At 53.3% G+C, this 16950-nt stretch carries 15 protein-coding genes; 5 read left to right on the forward strand and 10 right to left on the reverse strand.

Annotated elements, in window-relative coordinates:
• The first annotated feature begins 3 nt into the window (after positions 1 to 3).
• Both OCV63_RS06280 and OCV63_RS06285 read left to right on the forward strand, forming a co-directional pair.
• Positions 4 to 1020: an alpha-hydroxy-acid oxidizing protein gene (locus tag OCV63_RS06280; RefSeq protein WP_158362856.1), complete on the forward strand. Its 1017-nt coding sequence runs from the start codon at positions 4 to 6 to the stop codon at positions 1018 to 1020.
• A gap of 78 nt (positions 1021 to 1098) precedes the next feature.
• On the forward strand, positions 1099 to 1620 hold the full coding sequence (locus tag OCV63_RS06285; protein ID WP_158362858.1) for a peptidylprolyl isomerase: 522 nt from the start codon (positions 1099 to 1101) through the stop codon (positions 1618 to 1620).
• Between the two features lie 43 nt (positions 1621 to 1663).
• Here OCV63_RS06285 and OCV63_RS06290 read toward each other — a convergent pair whose 3' ends face one another.
• Entirely contained in the window at positions 1664 to 2383 is a 720-nt protein-coding gene (locus OCV63_RS06290; RefSeq protein WP_262670672.1) for a polysaccharide deacetylase family protein, read from the reverse strand.
• Positions 2384 to 2455: 72 nt separating this feature from the next.
• Positions 2456 to 2932: a hypothetical protein gene (locus OCV63_RS06295; RefSeq protein WP_158362860.1), complete on the reverse strand. Its 477-nt coding sequence runs from the start codon at positions 2930 to 2932 to the stop codon at positions 2456 to 2458.
• A 123-nt stretch (positions 2933 to 3055) separates the two neighbouring features.
• Here OCV63_RS06295 and OCV63_RS06300 point away from each other — a divergent pair, with 123 nt between their 5' ends.
• Entirely contained in the window at positions 3056 to 3229 is a 174-nt protein-coding gene (locus OCV63_RS06300) for a DUF4250 domain-containing protein (RefSeq protein WP_158362862.1), read from the forward strand.
• A 55-nt stretch (positions 3230 to 3284) separates the two neighbouring features.
• Here OCV63_RS06300 and nagB read toward each other — a convergent pair whose 3' ends face one another.
• The 4 genes from nagB to OCV63_RS06320 form a co-directional block, all read right to left on the reverse strand.
• Positions 3285 to 4016 (reverse strand): glucosamine-6-phosphate deaminase, encoded by a 732-nt coding sequence (gene nagB / locus OCV63_RS06305; RefSeq protein WP_158362864.1) that lies wholly within the window; start codon positions 4014 to 4016, stop codon positions 3285 to 3287.
• A gap of 344 nt (positions 4017 to 4360) precedes the next feature.
• Positions 4361 to 4726, reverse strand: a complete 366-nt coding sequence (gene rpoZ, locus OCV63_RS06310) for a DNA-directed RNA polymerase subunit omega (protein ID WP_158362866.1) — start codon at positions 4724 to 4726, stop codon at positions 4361 to 4363.
• 9 nt (positions 4727 to 4735) lie between these two features.
• Positions 4736 to 5365, reverse strand: a complete 630-nt coding sequence (gmk, locus tag OCV63_RS06315; RefSeq protein ID WP_158362868.1) for a guanylate kinase — start codon at positions 5363 to 5365, stop codon at positions 4736 to 4738.
• 10 nt (positions 5366 to 5375) lie between these two features.
• The gene (locus OCV63_RS06320) at positions 5376 to 6254 is read right to left on the reverse strand and encodes a YicC/YloC family endoribonuclease (protein WP_158362871.1); all 879 of its coding nucleotides are present in this window, start codon (positions 6252 to 6254) and stop codon (positions 5376 to 5378) included.
• A 135-nt stretch (positions 6255 to 6389) separates the two neighbouring features.
• Between OCV63_RS06320 and OCV63_RS06325 the strand changes: the two genes are divergently transcribed.
• The gene (locus OCV63_RS06325; protein WP_158362873.1) at positions 6390 to 8171 is read left to right on the forward strand and encodes an Rqc2 family fibronectin-binding protein; all 1782 of its coding nucleotides are present in this window, start codon (positions 6390 to 6392) and stop codon (positions 8169 to 8171) included.
• 83 nt (positions 8172 to 8254) lie between these two features.
• On the opposite strand, the gene OCV63_RS06330 is transcribed toward OCV63_RS06325, so the two are convergent.
• Entirely contained in the window at positions 8255 to 8851 is a 597-nt protein-coding gene (locus tag OCV63_RS06330; RefSeq protein WP_158362875.1) for a zinc dependent phospholipase C family protein, read from the reverse strand.
• Positions 8852 to 9125: 274 nt separating this feature from the next.
• On the opposite strand from OCV63_RS06330, the gene OCV63_RS06335 reads away from it, so the two are divergent.
• Entirely contained in the window at positions 9126 to 9704 is a 579-nt protein-coding gene (locus OCV63_RS06335; protein WP_262670673.1) for a TetR/AcrR family transcriptional regulator, read from the forward strand.
• A 276-nt stretch (positions 9705 to 9980) separates the two neighbouring features.
• Here OCV63_RS06335 and OCV63_RS06340 read toward each other — a convergent pair whose 3' ends face one another.
• The 3 genes from OCV63_RS06340 to OCV63_RS06350 form a co-directional block, all read right to left on the reverse strand.
• Positions 9981 to 14504, reverse strand: a complete 4524-nt coding sequence (locus tag OCV63_RS06340; RefSeq protein ID WP_158362879.1) for a PolC-type DNA polymerase III — start codon at positions 14502 to 14504, stop codon at positions 9981 to 9983.
• A gap of 62 nt (positions 14505 to 14566) precedes the next feature.
• Positions 14567 to 15625, reverse strand: coding sequence for a flavodoxin-dependent (E)-4-hydroxy-3-methylbut-2-enyl-diphosphate synthase (gene ispG, locus OCV63_RS06345; protein WP_158362881.1), 1059 nt, complete (start codon positions 15623 to 15625; stop codon positions 14567 to 14569).
• Positions 15600 to 16835 (reverse strand): FtsW/RodA/SpoVE family cell cycle protein, encoded by a 1236-nt coding sequence (locus OCV63_RS06350; protein ID WP_158362883.1) that lies wholly within the window; start codon positions 16833 to 16835, stop codon positions 15600 to 15602. The genes ispG and OCV63_RS06350 overlap by 26 nt, the downstream gene beginning before the upstream one ends.
• Between the last annotated feature and the right edge of the window lie 115 nt (positions 16836 to 16950).

Here is a 16950-nt window from a genome sequence, read left to right on the forward strand (position 1 = left end):
GGTATGAATTACAACGAATGCATCGAACTGGCCAGAGGCCGTGTGGGCAAGGTCTGTAAGGCCTGTCCCGAGTGCAACGGCCGGGCCTGCGGCAACAAAATGCCCGGTCCAGGAGCCAAGGGCATCGGCGACACCGCCATCCGTAACTATAACAAATGGAAGGAAATCCGGGTTCAGATGGACACCCTGGTGAAAAAACGTCCCATCGACACCAGCCTGTCCCTGTTCGGCAAAACCTTCCGGTACCCGTTCTTCGCGGGCCCCGTGGGCGCTGTGAACCTGCACTACGGCGACTCCCTGAACGACGTGAGCTACAATGATATCCTGGTCTCCGCCTGCGCGGAATTCGGCATCGCGGCTTTCACCGGCGACGGCACCGACAGCAACGTCATGGTGGCAGCCACCAGAGCCATTAAGAATGCGAAGGGCTTTGGTATCCCCACCGTCAAGCCCTGGAACATCGAGACCATCCGGGAGAAAATGGCCCTGGTACACGACGCGGATCCCTTCGCCGTGGCCATGGACATCGACGCCGCAGGCCTTCCGTTCCTTCAGAATCTGAATCCGCCCGCCGGAAGTAAGTCCGTAGAAGAGCTGAAAGCTATCCGGGAAGCCGCAGGCGTACCCTTCATCGTAAAAGGTATCATGACCGTCAAAGGAGCTCTGAAAGCGAAAGAAGCCGGCGCCGCAGCCATCGTCGTATCCAATCACGGCGGCCGCGTCCTTGACCAGTGCCCCGCCACCGCGGAAGTCCTGGAGGAGATCGCCGAAGCCGTGGGCGGTTCCATGAAGATTCTCGTGGACGGTGGCATCCGCTCCGGCACGGACGTCTTCAAGGCCCTGGCTCTGGGAGCCGACGCAGTCATCATCGCCCGTCCCTTCGTCACAGCTGTGTACGGCGGCGGCCGGGAGGGCGTCGAGTCCTATATCAACAAAATCGGCGCGGAGCTCAAGGACACCATGGCCATGTGCGGCGTCGCGTCCCTCGACGAGATCACCCGGGACTGTGTCCGCAGATAGCAAAAAGCCCTTTACGTTTTCTGTCTTTTCCGTTAAGATAAAAGACAGATAGTTTTTTATAAAAAAGGAGAATTCAATATGGCACAGAATCCAGTCGTTACATTTGAAATGGAAAACGGCGATCTCATCAAGGCAGAGCTCTACCCCGAAATCGCCCCCAACACCGTCAACAACTTCATCAGCCTGGTAAAGAAGGGCTTCTACAACGGCCTGATTTTCCATCGGGTTATCAATGGCTTCATGATCCAGGGCGGCTGCCCGGACGGTATCGGCACCGGCGGACCGGGCTACTCCATCAAGGGCGAGTTTGCCCAGAACGGCGTTCAGAACGATCTGGCCCACACACCGGGCGTCCTCTCCATGGCCAGAGCCATGCATCCGGACTCCGCAGGTTCCCAGTTCTTCATCATGCATAAGACCAGCCCCCATCTGGACGGCTCCTACGCCGCCTTCGGCAAGGTCATCGAGGGCCTGGACGTGGTAGACAAGATCGCCACCACCCGGACTGATTTCCGGGATCGCCCCATGACTCCGCAGGTCATGAAGAGCGTCACCGTGGACACCTTCGGCGTGGACTATCCGGAACCGGAGACTTTATAAGCATTTTTCTCAGACGGAAAACCGCGAACGGTTTTCCGTCTTTTTATTCCAGAATCAGCTCATCGGCCGTCACAAATTCATAGCCTTTCTTCTGCAGCTCATCCACGATTCGGAGGGCCGCCTCCACGGTGGTTCGGTAGGAATCGTGCATGAGGATCACGTCGTTCTCCTCCACATCTTCCAGCACCTCCCGGACGATCCGGTCCGTATTTTTCACCTTCCAGTCCAGGGTATCCAGGGTCCAGAATACCGGGATCATCATGACCTGACATTCCAGCTCCTTATTCCAGTTGCCGTAGGGCGGGCGCACATACTCCACCTGCTGCCCGGTAATGGCGCGGATGGCCTCGCTGGTGTCCCTTATCTCCGCACAGGCCTCCTCCATGGACAGGCTATTGATATCCACATGGTAAAAGGTATGGTTGCCGATGAGATGCCCCTCCTCGCTCATGCGGCGGATCACGTCCTCCCGGCCCTCGATATTCTCCCCCAGCAGGAAAAAGGTGACCTTCACACCCCGCTCCGCAAGACCGTCCAGCAATAAATCCGTATAATAGGGATGAGGACCGTCGTCGAAGGTCAGGGCAATCCGTCGGGTCTCGACGCCTGCCTCCACTGCATTCGCGCCCGCCAGAACCTTTTGAGCCTCCTTTTCCATCCTGACCCGGAAACCGGCCGCCGTCAGCGTAAGCGTCAGACCCAGAAAGCCGATCAGAAAGCCCCGCTTCCACTTAGGAATCCGCCTGATTTTCTCATTATTCACGTTCCGTCTCCGGTTCGTTTTTCCTATAATATATGCAGAAGGAGCAGGCGTATGAGCCTGCTCCCTGTCTTTTTACTGTTCCCCGTTATCGTCCTCTGGGTCTGCCTCTGTCTCTGCTTCCGTCCCGGTTTCTTCTTTTCCGTTTTCAAACTCCGGCCGGATCTTCCGTTTCATCTGCGTCGCGACAAAATAGATCAGCACCGGGATCAGGAAATCATTTCCCGCCTCGGAATTCATCCCGGAGATCCAGTAAAACAGCGCTCCCGCACCGATCACGTCCGCCGCCAGGATCTTCAGGTACGCCGATTTCCGATCCGGGGTCAGATCCTGCAGAAGCCCCGTCTTCCAGGGTTCCACCACGTCGGAGAAAACCAGATAAACCGTCACGAACAGTATCAGAAGGATCTCGAACAGAATCATGTTAATGTCCTTCGTGATCAGGCCATAGACCGCATAGCCGATGACGATCAAGGTCATGGCCAGGAGTACCCGCATGGTCAGCTTCTGCGCTGCTTTTTTCTTTTTTTCCATCGCTTCTTTGTTTTCCATATTTTTCCTTCTCCTTTGTAAACTCTCTGTCTCCTAGTGTACCAGAAAAAAATACACCTTGCAAGTTTCCACAGGATGTCTTACAGTTACCATATATTTTACTATGACAGGAGGTAATGTCCCATGGCACCCAAAGACCCTGCGATGCTCTTAAGCTGGATCAATACGCAGCTCCGTGACTTCTATCCGTCCCTGGACGAGCTCTGTGGCGCAGAGAACCTGGAGCGGAAAGCTGTCGAAGCATCCCTCTCTTCCATTGACTACGCTTACGACCCCGGCACCAATCAATTCATCTGAATGAAACAGGGCCCGCTGTTCTCGGACAGCGGGCCCTGCTTCATTCTGTTATTTTCTATTTCTGTACCTTGGACATAGCTGCTTCATCGCAAATCACGGTTACGTTCGGATGGAACTGGATGATGGAAGCCGGAACCTCCGGGGTTACCTCGCCGTAGAAGGCCTTTGCCACGATATCAGCCTTATCTGCGCCCGTCACAACCATCAGGATCTTCTTCGCGGACATAATGGTTCCGATGCCCATGGTGTATGCCTGACGCGGTACGTCGTCGATGGACTCGAAGAAACGCTTGTTGGCCTCGATGGTCATCTCTGTCAGGTCTACGCAATGTGTCGCTTTATCGAAGAAGCTGTTCGGCTCGTTGAATCCGATGTGTCCGTCATGACCGATACCCAGAAGCTGAATATCAATGCCGCCGAGCTCCTTGATCAGTGCCTCGTAACGCTTGCTCTCCTTCTCCGGATCCGGCTCGGTTCCGTCCGGTACGTTGGTGCGGCTCGGGTCGATGTTGATTCTGCTGAACAGATGCTTGTTCATGAAGTAGTAGTAGCTCTGGTCATTGTCATGATCCAGTCCTCTGTACTCGTCAAGGTTTACCGTAGCAGCCTTGGAGAAGTCTACCTCTCCGTTCTTGCACCACTCAGCCAGGCAGTCATAGATGCCGATGGGGGTGGAGCCGGTCGCCAGACCAAGAACGCTATCCGGCTTCTCGATCACCTGCGCTGCCAGAATGTGCGCTGCCATCTTGCTCAGTTCTTCATAGTTCTTTACGGTAATGATATTCATAGTAATTCCCTCCTGAAATCAATATTTCACATAGGTTTGATACCGTGGTCTCCCTTGCACGATATCATCGATATTTTTATCTTAGCAATGGGAAAAGCCTGTGTCAACGGCATTACCGATTTGTACAACTTATTTGTGTTTTTGTGACACTTTTTCCAAAATCTACACAATCCCACTTATGTCAGACAACTTTCCACATTTTCTGCGGAGGGTTTTTTGCTCTATAGGAAGCATAACTTTCACGCTTTCATGTAACATGGTATTTCCTACAGAGGAAGAAAAATACGGGCGGCAGGTTTCTCGCCTGTCCGCCCGTATGAAAAATCGCTGTGTCTTTTTCCGGCTTACTCTTCGCCGTCTGCAGCAGCCTCTTTTTCTGCTTCCTCTTCTGCCTCTGCCGCGCGCTCCGCAGCCATTTCCTCATTGTAATGATCTGCGTGAAGCACTGCGCGCTCCGCGTCCATCTCATCTGAGGAGTCATCATCCTCCGGCATGATCTTGATCAGGCCCTGTTCCAGTTCCTGGATAGCAATGGACAGCGGCTTCTTGCCCTTGCCGTTTACGAACGGCTCCTCGCCGCCGATGATCTGACGGGCACGCTTAGAGGTAGCCAGCACGATGGAATAACGGCTGTTCACGACCGGAGTTTCGCCCTCCTCTACCTCGCTGTTGACGACCTTCATTAAATCGGAATATGACGGATGTAACATGTTTTCACCTTAACCTTTCTGAAATTTGCTGATATCTTTTTTGATCGTGTTAATAAGCTCCAGATTGCGGGAGACACGGCTGTGTTCGCCCTGGATAATCTGATGCACCTGTGTAACACAGGTATCTAAATCATCATTGATGATGAAATAATCATAATTCTCGATGCCCGCGGCCTCCTCGGAAGCACGGGAAAGACGCTTTTCTACCACGTCCAGGCTTTCCGTTCCCCGGCCTATCAGGCGGTTCTTCAGGGTCTCCGCGTCCGGTGTGGATACAAATAATAATAAGGTATCCGGGAACCGCTTTTTAATCTGCAAAGCGCCCTGAATCTCGATTTCCAGAATCACATCCCTGCCCAGGGCCAGCTGTTCTTCCACATAAGCCCGGGGGGTTCCGTAATAATTGCCCACATAGCAGGCGTGCTCAATGAGCGCGTCGTCGGCTATCATCTGTTCGAATTCTTCTTTGGTGCGGAAAAAATACTCTCTTCCATCCAACTCGCCCTCTCTTGGGCTGCGAGTGGTCGCTGAGATGGAAAGGGCGTAATTATCATAACGTCCCACCAGTTCCTTCATCAGCGTTCCTTTTCCTGCTCCGGAGAAGCCGGACACAACCAGTAAAATTCCTTTTCTGTCCATCTTATTCTCCCTACTCAATATTCTGAATCTGTTCCCGGACTTTTTCGATGCCGGTCTTCAGTTCAATGGCGTGATTGGAAATCTCCAGGTCGTTGGCTTTGGAAAGGATTGTGTTGGCCTCCCGGTTCATCTCCTGGGCGATGAAGTCAAGCTTGCGGCCCACGCTCTCTTTCTCTTCCAGTGTGGCTCTCGTATGCTCGATGTGGCTGCGGAGTCTCACGATCTCCTCGTCCACGCAGATCTTATCCGCAAAAATGGTGACCTCGGAAGCGATGCGGCTCTCCTCGATCTGGGTGTCTGCCAGGAGCTCCTTCACCTTTGCCTCCAGCTTTGCCCGGTACTCGGCCACGATCTGCGGGGATCGCTCCTCCACATAATCCACATGGATCAGCAGCTCGTCGAGCTTTGCCAAGAGATCCCGCTTCAGGTTCTCGCCCTCGGTCACCCGGGCAGCCACGAACTGTCCGCAGGCGCCCTTCAGGGCCTCTTCCAGAAGCTTCCAGAGCTCCTCCTCGTCATCCTGTACCTCTTCCATAACCAGAACTTCCGGATAACGGGACAGGGCTCCTACCTTCACGTCCTGCTCCAGGCCGAAGTCCTCTGCCATCTGGTTTAAGTATTTCAGATATTCCGCGGCAATCTCTTTATTATAATGGAGCGCCATATTGCTCTCCGACAGATCCTCGTAGGTGATGAAGACGTCCACCTTTCCGCGCTGGATGTAGGTCTTCAGGAGGCTTCGGATGGCAGATTCAAAATAGTTCAGCTTCTTCGGCATCTTGATGGCCACGTCCAGATATCTGTGGTTGACGGACTTCATCTCCACCGTCATTTTCCGTTCCCCTTCGGATACCTCGCATCGGCCAAAGCCTGTCATACTCTTTACCATGGTTGTTTTCTCCGCTCTGCAGTGTCTTTTCTTCCGAGTCTTTGCACTGCTCATTTGGATTTCATTGTAGTTGAATTTTTTCAACATGTCAAGTATACTAATGGAAAAAGCTAGTTTAAGGAGGCCGTTTTCACCATGGCATTTGACGGAATTACTGTATCCTGTCTTCGAAAGGAGCTGTCGGATAAACTGACCGGGGGACGCATCACCAAGATCGTCCAGTCCGAGGCCGACGAGCTTCTGCTTACCATAAAAAATAACGCGAATCAGTACCGGCTACTACTCTCCGCTTCGGCCAGTCTGCCGCTGGTCTACCTGACGGACAGAAATAAGCCCGCGCCCATGACCGCGCCGGGCTTCTGTATGCTGCTTCGCAAGCACCTGGGCGGCGGGCGCATCGTGGCTGTGACCCAGCCTTCCCTGGAGCGCATTCTCCATTTCCATATCGAGCATCTGGATGAAATGGGCGATCTCTGCCGCAAGACCCTCATCGTGGAGCTGATGGGCAAGCACAGCAACCTGATTTTCTGCAGGGAGGACGGCATGATCCTGGACAGCATCAAGCATGTGTCCCTGGCGGTCAGCTCCGTCCGTGAGGTGCTGCCGGGCCGGACTTACTTCATTCCCCATACCCAGGACAAGCTGGATCCACTGACTGCCAATCCCGTGGAAATGGTTTCAGCTATCTGTCAAAAGCCGATGCCCCTCTCCAAGGCCATCTACACCACATTGACAGGCTTTTCCCCGGTCATGGCTGAGGAACTCTGCCACCGGGCTTCTGTGGAATCTGCGCGGCCTGCGGGGGCTTTAGAGGCTCCGGAGCGGGAGATGCTGGCGCATCAGCTGTTGCGGCTTATGGAGACGGTTCAGGCTGGTGATTTTAAGCCTCATATTTATTATAAAAATGCAGACTCCACCGCCGATACCGTATTCCCACAGCCCGGGCAGAATCTGGATCCGGCAGAGTTCTCCGCAGTTCCGCTGACCATGTACGGGGATCTGACCGACCAGGCTTTCGACTCCATTTCCGCCCTGCTGGAAAGCTACTATGCTTCAAAGAATACCCTGACCCGCATCCGCCAGAAGTCCTCGGATCTCCGGCGCATCGTGCAGACGGCCCTGGAGCGAAGCCGTAAGAAATACGATCTGCAGAGCCGACAGCTGGCCGATACAGAAAAGCGGGAGAAGTATCAGATCTGGGGAGAACTGATTCACACCTACGGTTATGGCGTACCGGAAGGCGCAAAGTCCATGCAGGCTCTGAATTATTACACCAATGAAGAGGTTACGATTCCTCTCGATCCGACCCTCTCTGCTCAGGAGAACGCGAAAAAATATTTTGACAAATATGGCAAGCTCAAGCGGACCTTCGAGGCTGTAACCACCCTGCTGACTGAAACCAGGGCTGAAGTCGAACATCTGGAATCCGTGCAGACGGCCCTGGATATGGCTCTCTCCGAGGAGGATCTGGTGCAGATCAAGGAGGAGCTGGTGGAATCCGGCTATATCCGCCGGAAGGGTGGTGGCAAAAAGGTGAAGATCACTTCCAAACCCTATCACTATCTCTCCAGCGACGGCTTTGATATCTATGTGGGAAAAAATAATTATCAGAACGACGAGCTGACCTTCCAGTTTGCCACCGGAAATGACTGGTGGTTCCACGCCAAGGGCGCGCCCGGCTCCCATGTCATCGTGAAGACGAATGGGCAGGAGCTTCCGGACCGCACCTTTGAGGAAGCCGGAAAGCTGGCTGCTTACTACTCCAAAAACCGGGGCGGCGACAAGGTAGAGATCGACTATGTCCAGAAGAAGCAGGTGAAGAAACCCGGTGGCGCGAAACCCGGTTTCGTGGTGTATTATACCAATTATTCCCTGATGATCGATTCGGATATCTCCGGCATCCGGCAGGTGGATTAGGTTTTCGGAGGGCTGAGTCAAAAAAGTCCGGCAGATGGTGACATCTGCCGGACTTTTTTTGTTTTCTCATTTTTCGCCTGCTCTTACGCGGGACACAGCCGTCTCTCGACTTCCTTTCCTGCTGCGATACTGACCAGATTCAGAATAGCCTGTACCACCTGGTGACATACGCGCACAATGTACTCGCAGTCCTCCTTCACCCCATGCTCAATCTTCAAATAATCCTCATGGGCTTTTTTGATAAAGGTACAAACTGCCTCTGCCGTCTCAAACTTTTTTGTATCGATGCGGACCCGGAAGGCTTCCCCGCTCTTCACATATTCCCGAAGCCGGAACTTCAGTTCTTTCTCATAGATACAGTGATCTTTCAGATTGCCATCATAAATCTTATTATGTGGAAATGTGAAATAATCCGCAATATAATGAATGATTTCACCGAGACGCCGCATATAGGCGCGTCCGTTGTCCAGCATCAGATCTGAATCCTGTGACAGATTACAAATGCGCTCCCGAACCATGTCGAAGGTTCCTACGAATTCATGGCGCTGGGTCAGAAAGGACGGTTTACAGTCCGGGAGTATGCTTCCCAGATAGAACGCCTTCCGATGATGGTTCATGGTCGGAAAGTCCATGTCCTGCGCGATGTATCTGGCCAGTGAAATATGTGATTTTTTTCTCATTTATTACCTCCATCCCCACGGTAAAATCCCGTTTACATAATATTCCCCTCATAAATGCTACCTGCTTTATCATACTCCCATTTTTTCTGATTGTCCATTCCTGACTTTTACAAGATTCCACATTTTTTACCCCCTCTTTTTGACTATTTTTGCTGTACTTTCCTTTTTTCCCTTTGCAAATGATGAACTTTTTATAAATTTCAGTGATTTCCTTGATTCACCGGAGGAAATTCAGTACACTTAAATGAATGACACAGGATGGGATGGGATATTTATGAAACATGAGATACAGAGTCTGGCTACAAAGCAGGCGTTGGCGGATTCCTTAAAGCAGCTTCTGGCGAAAAAATCATTTTCAAAGATTACGGTGACGGAGATTGTGGAGAACTGCGGGTTTAACCGCAAGACTTTTTATTATCACTTTGAGGATATCTATTCGCTGCTGCGCTGGATGCTGGAACAGGATCTGCTGTCGGTGGTGGACAGCAATGAGCTGACGTCGGATCCGGAGAAAGTGATCCGGTTTGCCCTGCATTATATTAAACAGAACCGGCAGCTTCTGACCTGTGTCATCAATGAACTGGGGCATGATGAGCTCCGGAATTTTCTCTATGATGATTTTTCCGCACCTATCCGGCTGGTAATTCAGAAAGCCGAAACCGAGACCGGACGAACGCTTGACGACGCTTACCGGGAGCATCTGACTTCCTTTTATACCAGCGGTATGACGGGGATGATTGTACGGGTGCTGCTTCGGAAGATTCCTTCGGAGGAGGAGTTTATCGAGGATATGATTACGACGTTTCATGTGTCGCTGGCGGCGCTGGTGCAGGCGCGGGGACGCAGGATATAAAATATAGTAACGGACGGAAAGAGAGAATGCCTCCCTCGCTCTGAGACGCATTGATTTCCCTGATTAGGTTCGCACGGCTTATTCGCCCCCGACCGCCAAACTCGGCCTTCGGCCTCAGACAGTGGCTCCTTCGGGGGCTGCCTAGCGCAAACGAATCCTCGGGAAATCAAGCTAACCTCAGATCAAGGGAGGCATTCTCTCTTTCCTGACTTTGCAGGATGGGTATTTTATCCTGCGTTTTATTATATCGGTTGTCTAAGACGGTACGTTTTTACACTATGATACATAATCAAACAGCGACAACTGATTGGACTCCGGCAGGTCGCCGAGTAATCCCAAATCTCCCATGAAGTCAATCACAGTTTTTGAGAGCTTACTTCTGGTCCGCAGGTCGTCCCGGGACAGGAAGGGGCCGTCCTTGGCAGCGGCTTCCAGCTGATCGGCTGCCTTGTCACCCAGGCCCTCGATGGTACTTAGGGCCGGCATCAGTTTGCCGTCGATGATCTGGAAACGATGGGCCTTCGCCCGGTAGATGTCGATGGGCCAGAATTCGAAGCCTCTGGCGTACATCTCCTGGACGATGTGCATGTCCTTCATGCTGTCCTGCTCCTTCTTGGACAGAGAATCACTCCGGCGCTTATAATCCGACATAAAATAAGCCAGACGCTCTTTTCCCTGACACATAAGCTCATAGCTGAATGCCGAAGCACGGATACTGAAATAGGCCGCGTAATAGGCCAGCGGATAATTGATCTTGCAGTAGGCGATTCGCCAGGCCATCATAACGTAGGCCGCCGCATGGGCCTTCGGGAACATGTATTTAATCATTTTACAGGACTCGATATACCAGTCTTCCACGCCCTCGGCCTTCATGGCCTCGATCCATTCGGGCTTCAGTCCCTTTCCCTTTCGTACACTCTCCATAATCGTAAAGGACAGGCTGGGTTCCACGCCCTGATGAATCAGGTACAGCATAATATCGTCCCGGGTACAGATAGCCGTGGAAATGGTGGCCTTGCCTTCCTTGATAAAGCGCTGGGCGTTGTTCAGCCACACATCGGTACCATGGGACAGTCCCGAGATCCGGATCAGGTCCGAGAAGGACTGAGGCTTGGCGTCGCACACCATCTGGATTACGAAGTCGGTGCCGAACTCGGGAATGCCAAGGCATCCCAGGGGGCAGCCGTCGATATCCTCCGGCTTGATTCCCAGAGCCTCTGTATTCTTAAACAAAGACATGACGTCCTGGTCATCCAGTGGAATGGTCTTCGCATCCAGGCCGGTCAGGTCCTCCAGCATACGAATCATGGTCGGATCATCGTGTCCCAGAATGTCCAGCTTCAACAGGTTGTGGTCGATGGAGTGATAGTCAAAATGGGTGGTAATGATGTCCGTGGTCATATCGTTGGCAGGATGCTGAATGGGCGTAAAGGAATGGATTTCCTCCCCGTGGGGCAGTACGACAATTCCACCCGGGTGCTGGCCCGTCGAGCGGCGCACGCCCACGCAGCCCTGCACGATACGGTCAATCTCACAGTTCCGCTTGTGCTGGCCCCGCTCCTCATAATAATTCTTCACATAACCGAAGGCCGTCTTGTCCGCCAGGGTTCCGATGGTCCCCGCCCGGAAGGTCTGACCCGTACCGAAGATAACCTCCGTATATTTGTGGGCCTTGGACTGATAATCGCCGGAGAAGTTCAGGTCGATATCCGGCTCCTTATCTCCCTTAAAGCCCAGGAATGTCTCGAAGGGAATATCGAAGCCCTCCTTCTTCAGGGGGCCTCCACAGACCGGACAGGCCTTATCCGGCATATCGCAGCCGGCTGCACCCGCGTATTTGCGCACTTCTTCCGACTCGAAATCGCTGTAATGGCAGGCCGGACAGTAATAGTGGGGCGGCAGCGGATTGACCTCTGTGATTCCGGCCATGGTGGCCACGAAGGAGGAACCTACGGATCCTCGGGATCCCACCAGATAGCCGTCCGCGTTGGACTTCCACACCAGCTTCTGGGCGATGATATACATAACCGCGAATCCATTGGAAATGATGGAGTGCAGCTCTTTCTCCAGACGCTCCGTTACCACCTGGGGCAGCTCCCCGCCATAGATGGAATGGGCTTTCTCGTAACAGATGTCACGGAGCGTCTGATCCGAATTCTCGATAACCGGCGGACACTTATCCGGGCGCACCGGGGAAATCCGTTCGATCATATCCGCAATCTTATTTGTGTTAGTGATGACTACCTCTTCTGCTTTATCGCTTCCGAGATATTCAAATTCCGCCAGCATTTCCTCGGTAGTCCGAAGATACAGCGGCGCCTGATCGTCCGCGTCCTTGAAGCCCTTTCCGGCCATGATAATCCGGCGGTAGACCTCGTCCTCCGGGTTCAGGAAATGCACGTCGCAGGTGGCCACCACAGGCTTGTGAAACTGCTCTCCCAGAGACACGATCTTCTTATTCAGACGGATCAGATCGTCCTTCAACTCGAAGGTGGGCCGTTCTCCCCGCAGCATAAATTCGTTATTGCCCAGAGGCTGAATCTCCAGGTAGTCGTAGAAGTTCACCAGTCTCGCAATCTCCTCATCAGGGGCAGACCGCACCAGCGCCTGATAGAGCTCTCCGGCCTCGCAGGCGGAGCCTACGATCAATCCCTCCCGGTGCTTCTGGAGCACGCTTTTGGGGATTCTCGGCACCCGGGCAAAATAATCCATATGAGACCAGGATACCATCCGGTACAGATTCACTCGGCCAATCTCATTTTTCGCCAGAATAATCACATGGTGGGAGGGCAGCTTCTTAATGGCGTCCGCGTCCAGGGTACTCATCCGGTTGACGCCGTTCAGGTCGAAAATATCCCGCTCTTTCAGCATCTGCACAAACTTCACGAAAATTTCCGCGGTACAGCCTGCGTCGTCCACGGCCCGATGATGATTTTCCAGAGACACATTCAGGGCTTTCGCCACTGTGTCCAGCTTGAAACGGTTCAGCTGGGGCAGCAGAATCCGGGCCAGCGCCACCGTATCCACCACGGTGAACTCGCAGGGCAGGCCCTGGCGCTCGCTGTTTTTGCGGATGAAGCTCATATCGAAGCCCGCATTGTGGGCCACCATGACCGCGCCCTTGCAGAAATCCAGGAATTTCGGCAGGATTTCCTCGATGGTGGGCTCGTTCATGACCATCTCATCGTTGATGCCGGTCAACTTCTCAATCTCGAAGGGAATCGGGGTCTGGGGATTCACGAATACACTGAATTTGTCCGTGATCTCACCCTGTTCCACCCGCACGGCTCCGATCTCAATGATCCGGTCATTTTCCGCGGAAAAGCCGGTGGTCTCAATGTCAAAGACCACATAGGCGTCGTCCAGGCTTTGTCCGGCCGCGTCGGTGACGATATCCTTCAGGTCGTCGACCAGATAGCCCTCCACGCCGTAAATGACCTTGAAATTATCGCCCTTTTCCAGGCTGTGGCTGGCTGCAGGGTAAGCCTGTACCACGCCGTGATCCGTCACCGCAATAGCCTTATGTCCCCAGGATTTCGCCCGCTTGATAATGTCCTCCACTTCAGAGACACCGTCCATATCACTCATCTTCGTATGACAATGAAGCTCCACCCGTTTCAGCTCACTGTTGTCTACCCGAGGCGTCCGGAAATCCGAAGATTTTTTAATTCCCACCACGGAGCTGATGGTCAGCTCGTTGTCAAAACGGTCCATGGCGGTAAGACCCTTCAGCTTGATGAAGGCTCCCTTTTTCAACTTCTCCCGGAAGGCTTCCATTTCGTCATTTTTCTCGAAGATTTTGATACGGATGGTGTCCGTGTAATCGGTCACCGTGATAGTTACAATGGTCTTCTCGCCGCGGATCTCCCGCTCGTCCCAGCCGGTCACCTGGCCGTGGATGACCACCTCGCCCATTTCTCCAATGACCTGCACCAGATCGATGAGCTCGCTGTCGTCAAAATCACGACCGTAAAGCACGTCAGGATTGTTGCTGGCGCCACGGCTTCGGAAACCACCGCCGGAACGCAGGGTCTTGCCGTAGGCGTACTCGCTTTTGCCGAAATTGCCAAAGTTCTTCTTGCCGCCTGTGGATGCAGCCGCAGGCTTCTTCTCCGTTTTCATGCCGCCGGAGCTGCCGACGTCTCCTGCTGCCGTACTGTTTCCGCCCGCGCGTTCCGCGTTCTCTGCACTCTCCGCAGCGTCTGCCGCCTGCTTGGCCGCCCACATGGCCGCGTTCAGGGCCTCCGCCTGCTTCTCCACGTCCGCACGGCCGCTGCGCTTCTTCTTTTCTTCCTTTTTATCCACAAACTCCACCTGGATTTTCACATCCAATCCACATCGTTCCGTGAAAATCTTATACAGAATGCGGATAAGTTCATCGGCCGCGTCCTCACCCAGAGTGGTCTTCGCAAGTTCCATTTTCAGGATATTGGCTTCCGGAAACTCGATCTTCGCCCCCCGGAACAGGTTGTACTCCAGCATGCTGTAATGGCGCAGTTCAAAGAGAATGCTGTCCTTATAGAGCTCCATCAGCTTTTCCGGGTTGTACTGCCCCGACAGCTCATAGCGCTCCAGAATCCTGACTGTGATATCCGACGCCCCGAAGAGCTGCTTTTTTAAAGTCTTTTCAAGCTGAAAAAGCTGCTCCTTATGGATCAGCTTTCCGCTCACAAGATATACTCTTATGAAATTTTTTGCCCGGTTGGAGGTGACCTTTTCCACCTTCACCTGCTCCAGCAGATCCTGAAGCCCCTGCTCCACATGGAGCGGCGGAAAGACCTCCGCGAACATTTTTGTCATTCTATCCCTCTCTATCTCATTCTCATCTGTCACAGGCTTGCGCACTGTCTGCGTTTCTGAGCTCAGTTCTCGTTCCAGTGCAGCAGTTCCTCGCGCAATGCTCCCAGAAGCTCGCTCTCCGGCATCCGCTGTACGATCTCACCCTTCTTAATCAGCATGCCGGTGCCCTTGCCGCCCGCGATTCCGATGTCAGCTTCTTTCGCCTCGCCCGGTCCATTTACCACGCAGCCCATAACTGCCACCTTGATATCATTAAGCGGAATATCCTCTACCATGCGCTCCACCTGGTTAGCCAGGCCGATGAGGTCGATCTGGGTTCTGCCGCAGGTAGGACAGGATACGACCTCAATACCGCCCTTGCGGAGCCCCAGGGTCTTCAGAATGCGCTTTGCGGAGCGAATCTCCTCCAGCGGATCTCCGGTCAGGGACACACGGATGGTGTCGCCGATGCCCTGATACAGGATGATGCCCAGTCCCACTGCGGACTTGATATTGCCGGAATACAGGGTACCGGACTCGGTGATGCCCACATGAAGCGGGTAATTGGTCTTCGTGGCAATCAGCTCATGGGCCCTGGCGCACATCATGACGTCGGAGGACTTGATGCTGATGACCAGGTTGTCATAACCCATGTCTTCGATGAGGTGTACCTTATCCAGGGCGCTCTCCACGATACCCTCTGCGGTGACGCCGTGGTATTTTTCCACCAGTTCTTTTTCCAGGGAACCGCTGTTGACGCCCACGCGGATGGGGATGTTACGCTCCTTCGCAGCGTCTACTACGGCCTGTACACGTTCCCGGCTTCCGATATTGCCCGGGTTGATGCGGATCTTGTCCGCGCCGTGCTCGATGGCCGCCAGGGCCAGCTTATAATCAAAATGAATGTCCGCCACCAGCGGAATCGTAATCTGCTTCTTAATCTCGCCGAGGGCCTCCGCCGCCTCCATGGTCGGAACCGCGCAGCGGATAATGTCGCAGCCCGCCGCCGTCAGCGCCTGAATCTGGGCCACGGTAGCCTCCACATCCTCTGTCTTTGTATTGGTCATGGACTGGATCAGGATCGGATTGCCTCCTCCGATGACCCGGTCGCCGATTTTAATAACCTTCGTATGCTCTCTCATGTTCTCTTGCCTCCCGTAATTCTTTTTCCTTTTTAAAACGACTCTGCTTTTCTACATTTAACACCATGCCAATCTCGAACAGCAGGAACACCGACGCCGTTCCTCCATAGCTGAAGAAGGGCAGGGTTACGCCTGTCGTGGGAAATAAGCTGGTAACGACCATCAGATTCAGCACCACCTGCAGCGCCACATGGGAAAAGACGCCGATGGCCAGAAGCCTTCCAAATACGTCCTCCGCTTCCTGGGCCACGCTGTAGAGCCGGTACAGCAGGTAGATAAACATCAATATAATCAGGCCTGCGCCGAAGATGCCAAGCTCTTCGCAGATGATGGAAAAAATCATATCATTATAGGGCTCCGGGATACGTCCCAGCTTCTGGATGCTATTGCCCAGGCCCTTCCCGAAGAGGCCGCCGGAACCAATGGCGTACAGCGCCTGCAGGGACTGGTAGGCCTTGTCCGACTCGTAGGAATAGGGATCCAGCCAGGCCAGGATACGCGCGCCACGGAAACCGCTGCCGCTGCCTGCCTCGCCTGAGGCCAGCTTCCGCTTCAGGTAGAAAATCAGGGCTCCGATTCCCGTAGCTCCCGCGCCGCCCAGCAGTACGAAGGGCCAGTACTTCGGATAGACCATAAAGGCCATCAGGAAGCTGATACCCAGCACGATGGTGGCGGTACTCATGTTGTTACTGATTTTCAAAATCAGGACGGACACTACAGCCGTCGGAATCAGCACCGTGATAAAGGTCTTCATATTATTCAGCCGACTGGAATAATTTCCTATCAGAGTCGCTGAAAACAGAATCATCGCCACCTTCACCGGCTCCGCCACCTGGAACTGTCCGATGCCCGGAATTCGGATCCAGCGGGTTGCGCCCTTGACCGTGACGCCCAGTCCCGGCACCAGCAGCAGCAAAATCAGCACAATCGACGCTACCAGCCCAAGCATGGCGAAATGCCGCCAGAAATGGTAATCCACATTGGCGATAACCAGCATCACTGCGATACCCACGATGCTGTATTTCAGCTGACTCATCAGTAAGTATGTGGGGTCATGCCTGAATGCGTCGCTCATGCTGGCCGTATAATAACTGGCACTGTATATCATCACCAGACCGAAGACAATCAAAAATAAGACGGCTACGATCAGGTTCATATCATAACTGAACAGATAAGAGAGAACTCTTCTCTTTTTCTTTTTATTCGCCATCTGGCACTCCTTTTTGAAACTCGTTTACATTTTATTATACTTTCTTCCCATCCCTCTTGCAAGCCGAAAACGGACATCCGTCAAAGATCCTTTGTTATGTAACAGGGGATTCCAA

It is taken from the genome of Laedolimicola ammoniilytica (genome assembly GCF_025567165.1).
GTDB classification, from domain to species: Bacteria; Bacillota; Clostridia; order Lachnospirales; family Lachnospiraceae; genus Laedolimicola; species Laedolimicola ammoniilytica.

What these genes read in the sequence shown, in the direction of transcription:
- rpoZ (WP_158362866.1), bottom strand. Translation starts at nt 4,726, where the DNA reads ATGTTACATCCGTCATATTCCGATTTAATGAAGGTCGTCAACAGCGAG.
- OCV63_RS06285 (WP_158362858.1), top strand. Translation starts at nt 1,099, where the DNA reads ATGGCACAGAATCCAGTCGTTACATTTGAAATGGAAAACGGCGATCTC.
- OCV63_RS06330 (WP_158362875.1), bottom strand. Translation starts at nt 8,851, where the DNA reads ATGAGAAAAAAATCACATATTTCACTGGCCAGATACATCGCGCAGGAC.
- OCV63_RS06320 (WP_158362871.1), bottom strand. Translation starts at nt 6,254, where the DNA reads ATGGTAAAGAGTATGACAGGCTTTGGCCGATGCGAGGTATCCGAAGGG.
- OCV63_RS06335 (WP_262670673.1), top strand. Translation starts at nt 9,126, where the DNA reads ATGAAACATGAGATACAGAGTCTGGCTACAAAGCAGGCGTTGGCGGAT.
- gmk (WP_158362868.1), bottom strand. Translation starts at nt 5,365, where the DNA reads ATGGACAGAAAAGGAATTTTACTGGTTGTGTCCGGCTTCTCCGGAGCA.
- OCV63_RS06300 (WP_158362862.1), top strand. Translation starts at nt 3,056, where the DNA reads ATGGCACCCAAAGACCCTGCGATGCTCTTAAGCTGGATCAATACGCAG.
- OCV63_RS06340 (WP_158362879.1), bottom strand. Translation starts at nt 14,504, where the DNA reads ATGACAAAAATGTTCGCGGAGGTCTTTCCGCCGCTCCATGTGGAGCAG.
- nagB (WP_158362864.1), bottom strand. Translation starts at nt 4,016, where the DNA reads ATGAATATCATTACCGTAAAGAACTATGAAGAACTGAGCAAGATGGCA.
- OCV63_RS06325 (WP_158362873.1), top strand. Translation starts at nt 6,390, where the DNA reads ATGGCATTTGACGGAATTACTGTATCCTGTCTTCGAAAGGAGCTGTCG.
- ispG (WP_158362881.1), bottom strand. Translation starts at nt 15,625, where the DNA reads ATGAGAGAGCATACGAAGGTTATTAAAATCGGCGACCGGGTCATCGGA.
- OCV63_RS06295 (WP_158362860.1), bottom strand. Translation starts at nt 2,932, where the DNA reads ATGGAAAACAAAGAAGCGATGGAAAAAAAGAAAAAAGCAGCGCAGAAG.
- OCV63_RS06350 (WP_158362883.1), bottom strand. Translation starts at nt 16,835, where the DNA reads ATGGCGAATAAAAAGAAAAAGAGAAGAGTTCTCTCTTATCTGTTCAGT.
- OCV63_RS06280 (WP_158362856.1), top strand. Translation starts at nt 4, where the DNA reads ATGAATTACAACGAATGCATCGAACTGGCCAGAGGCCGTGTGGGCAAG.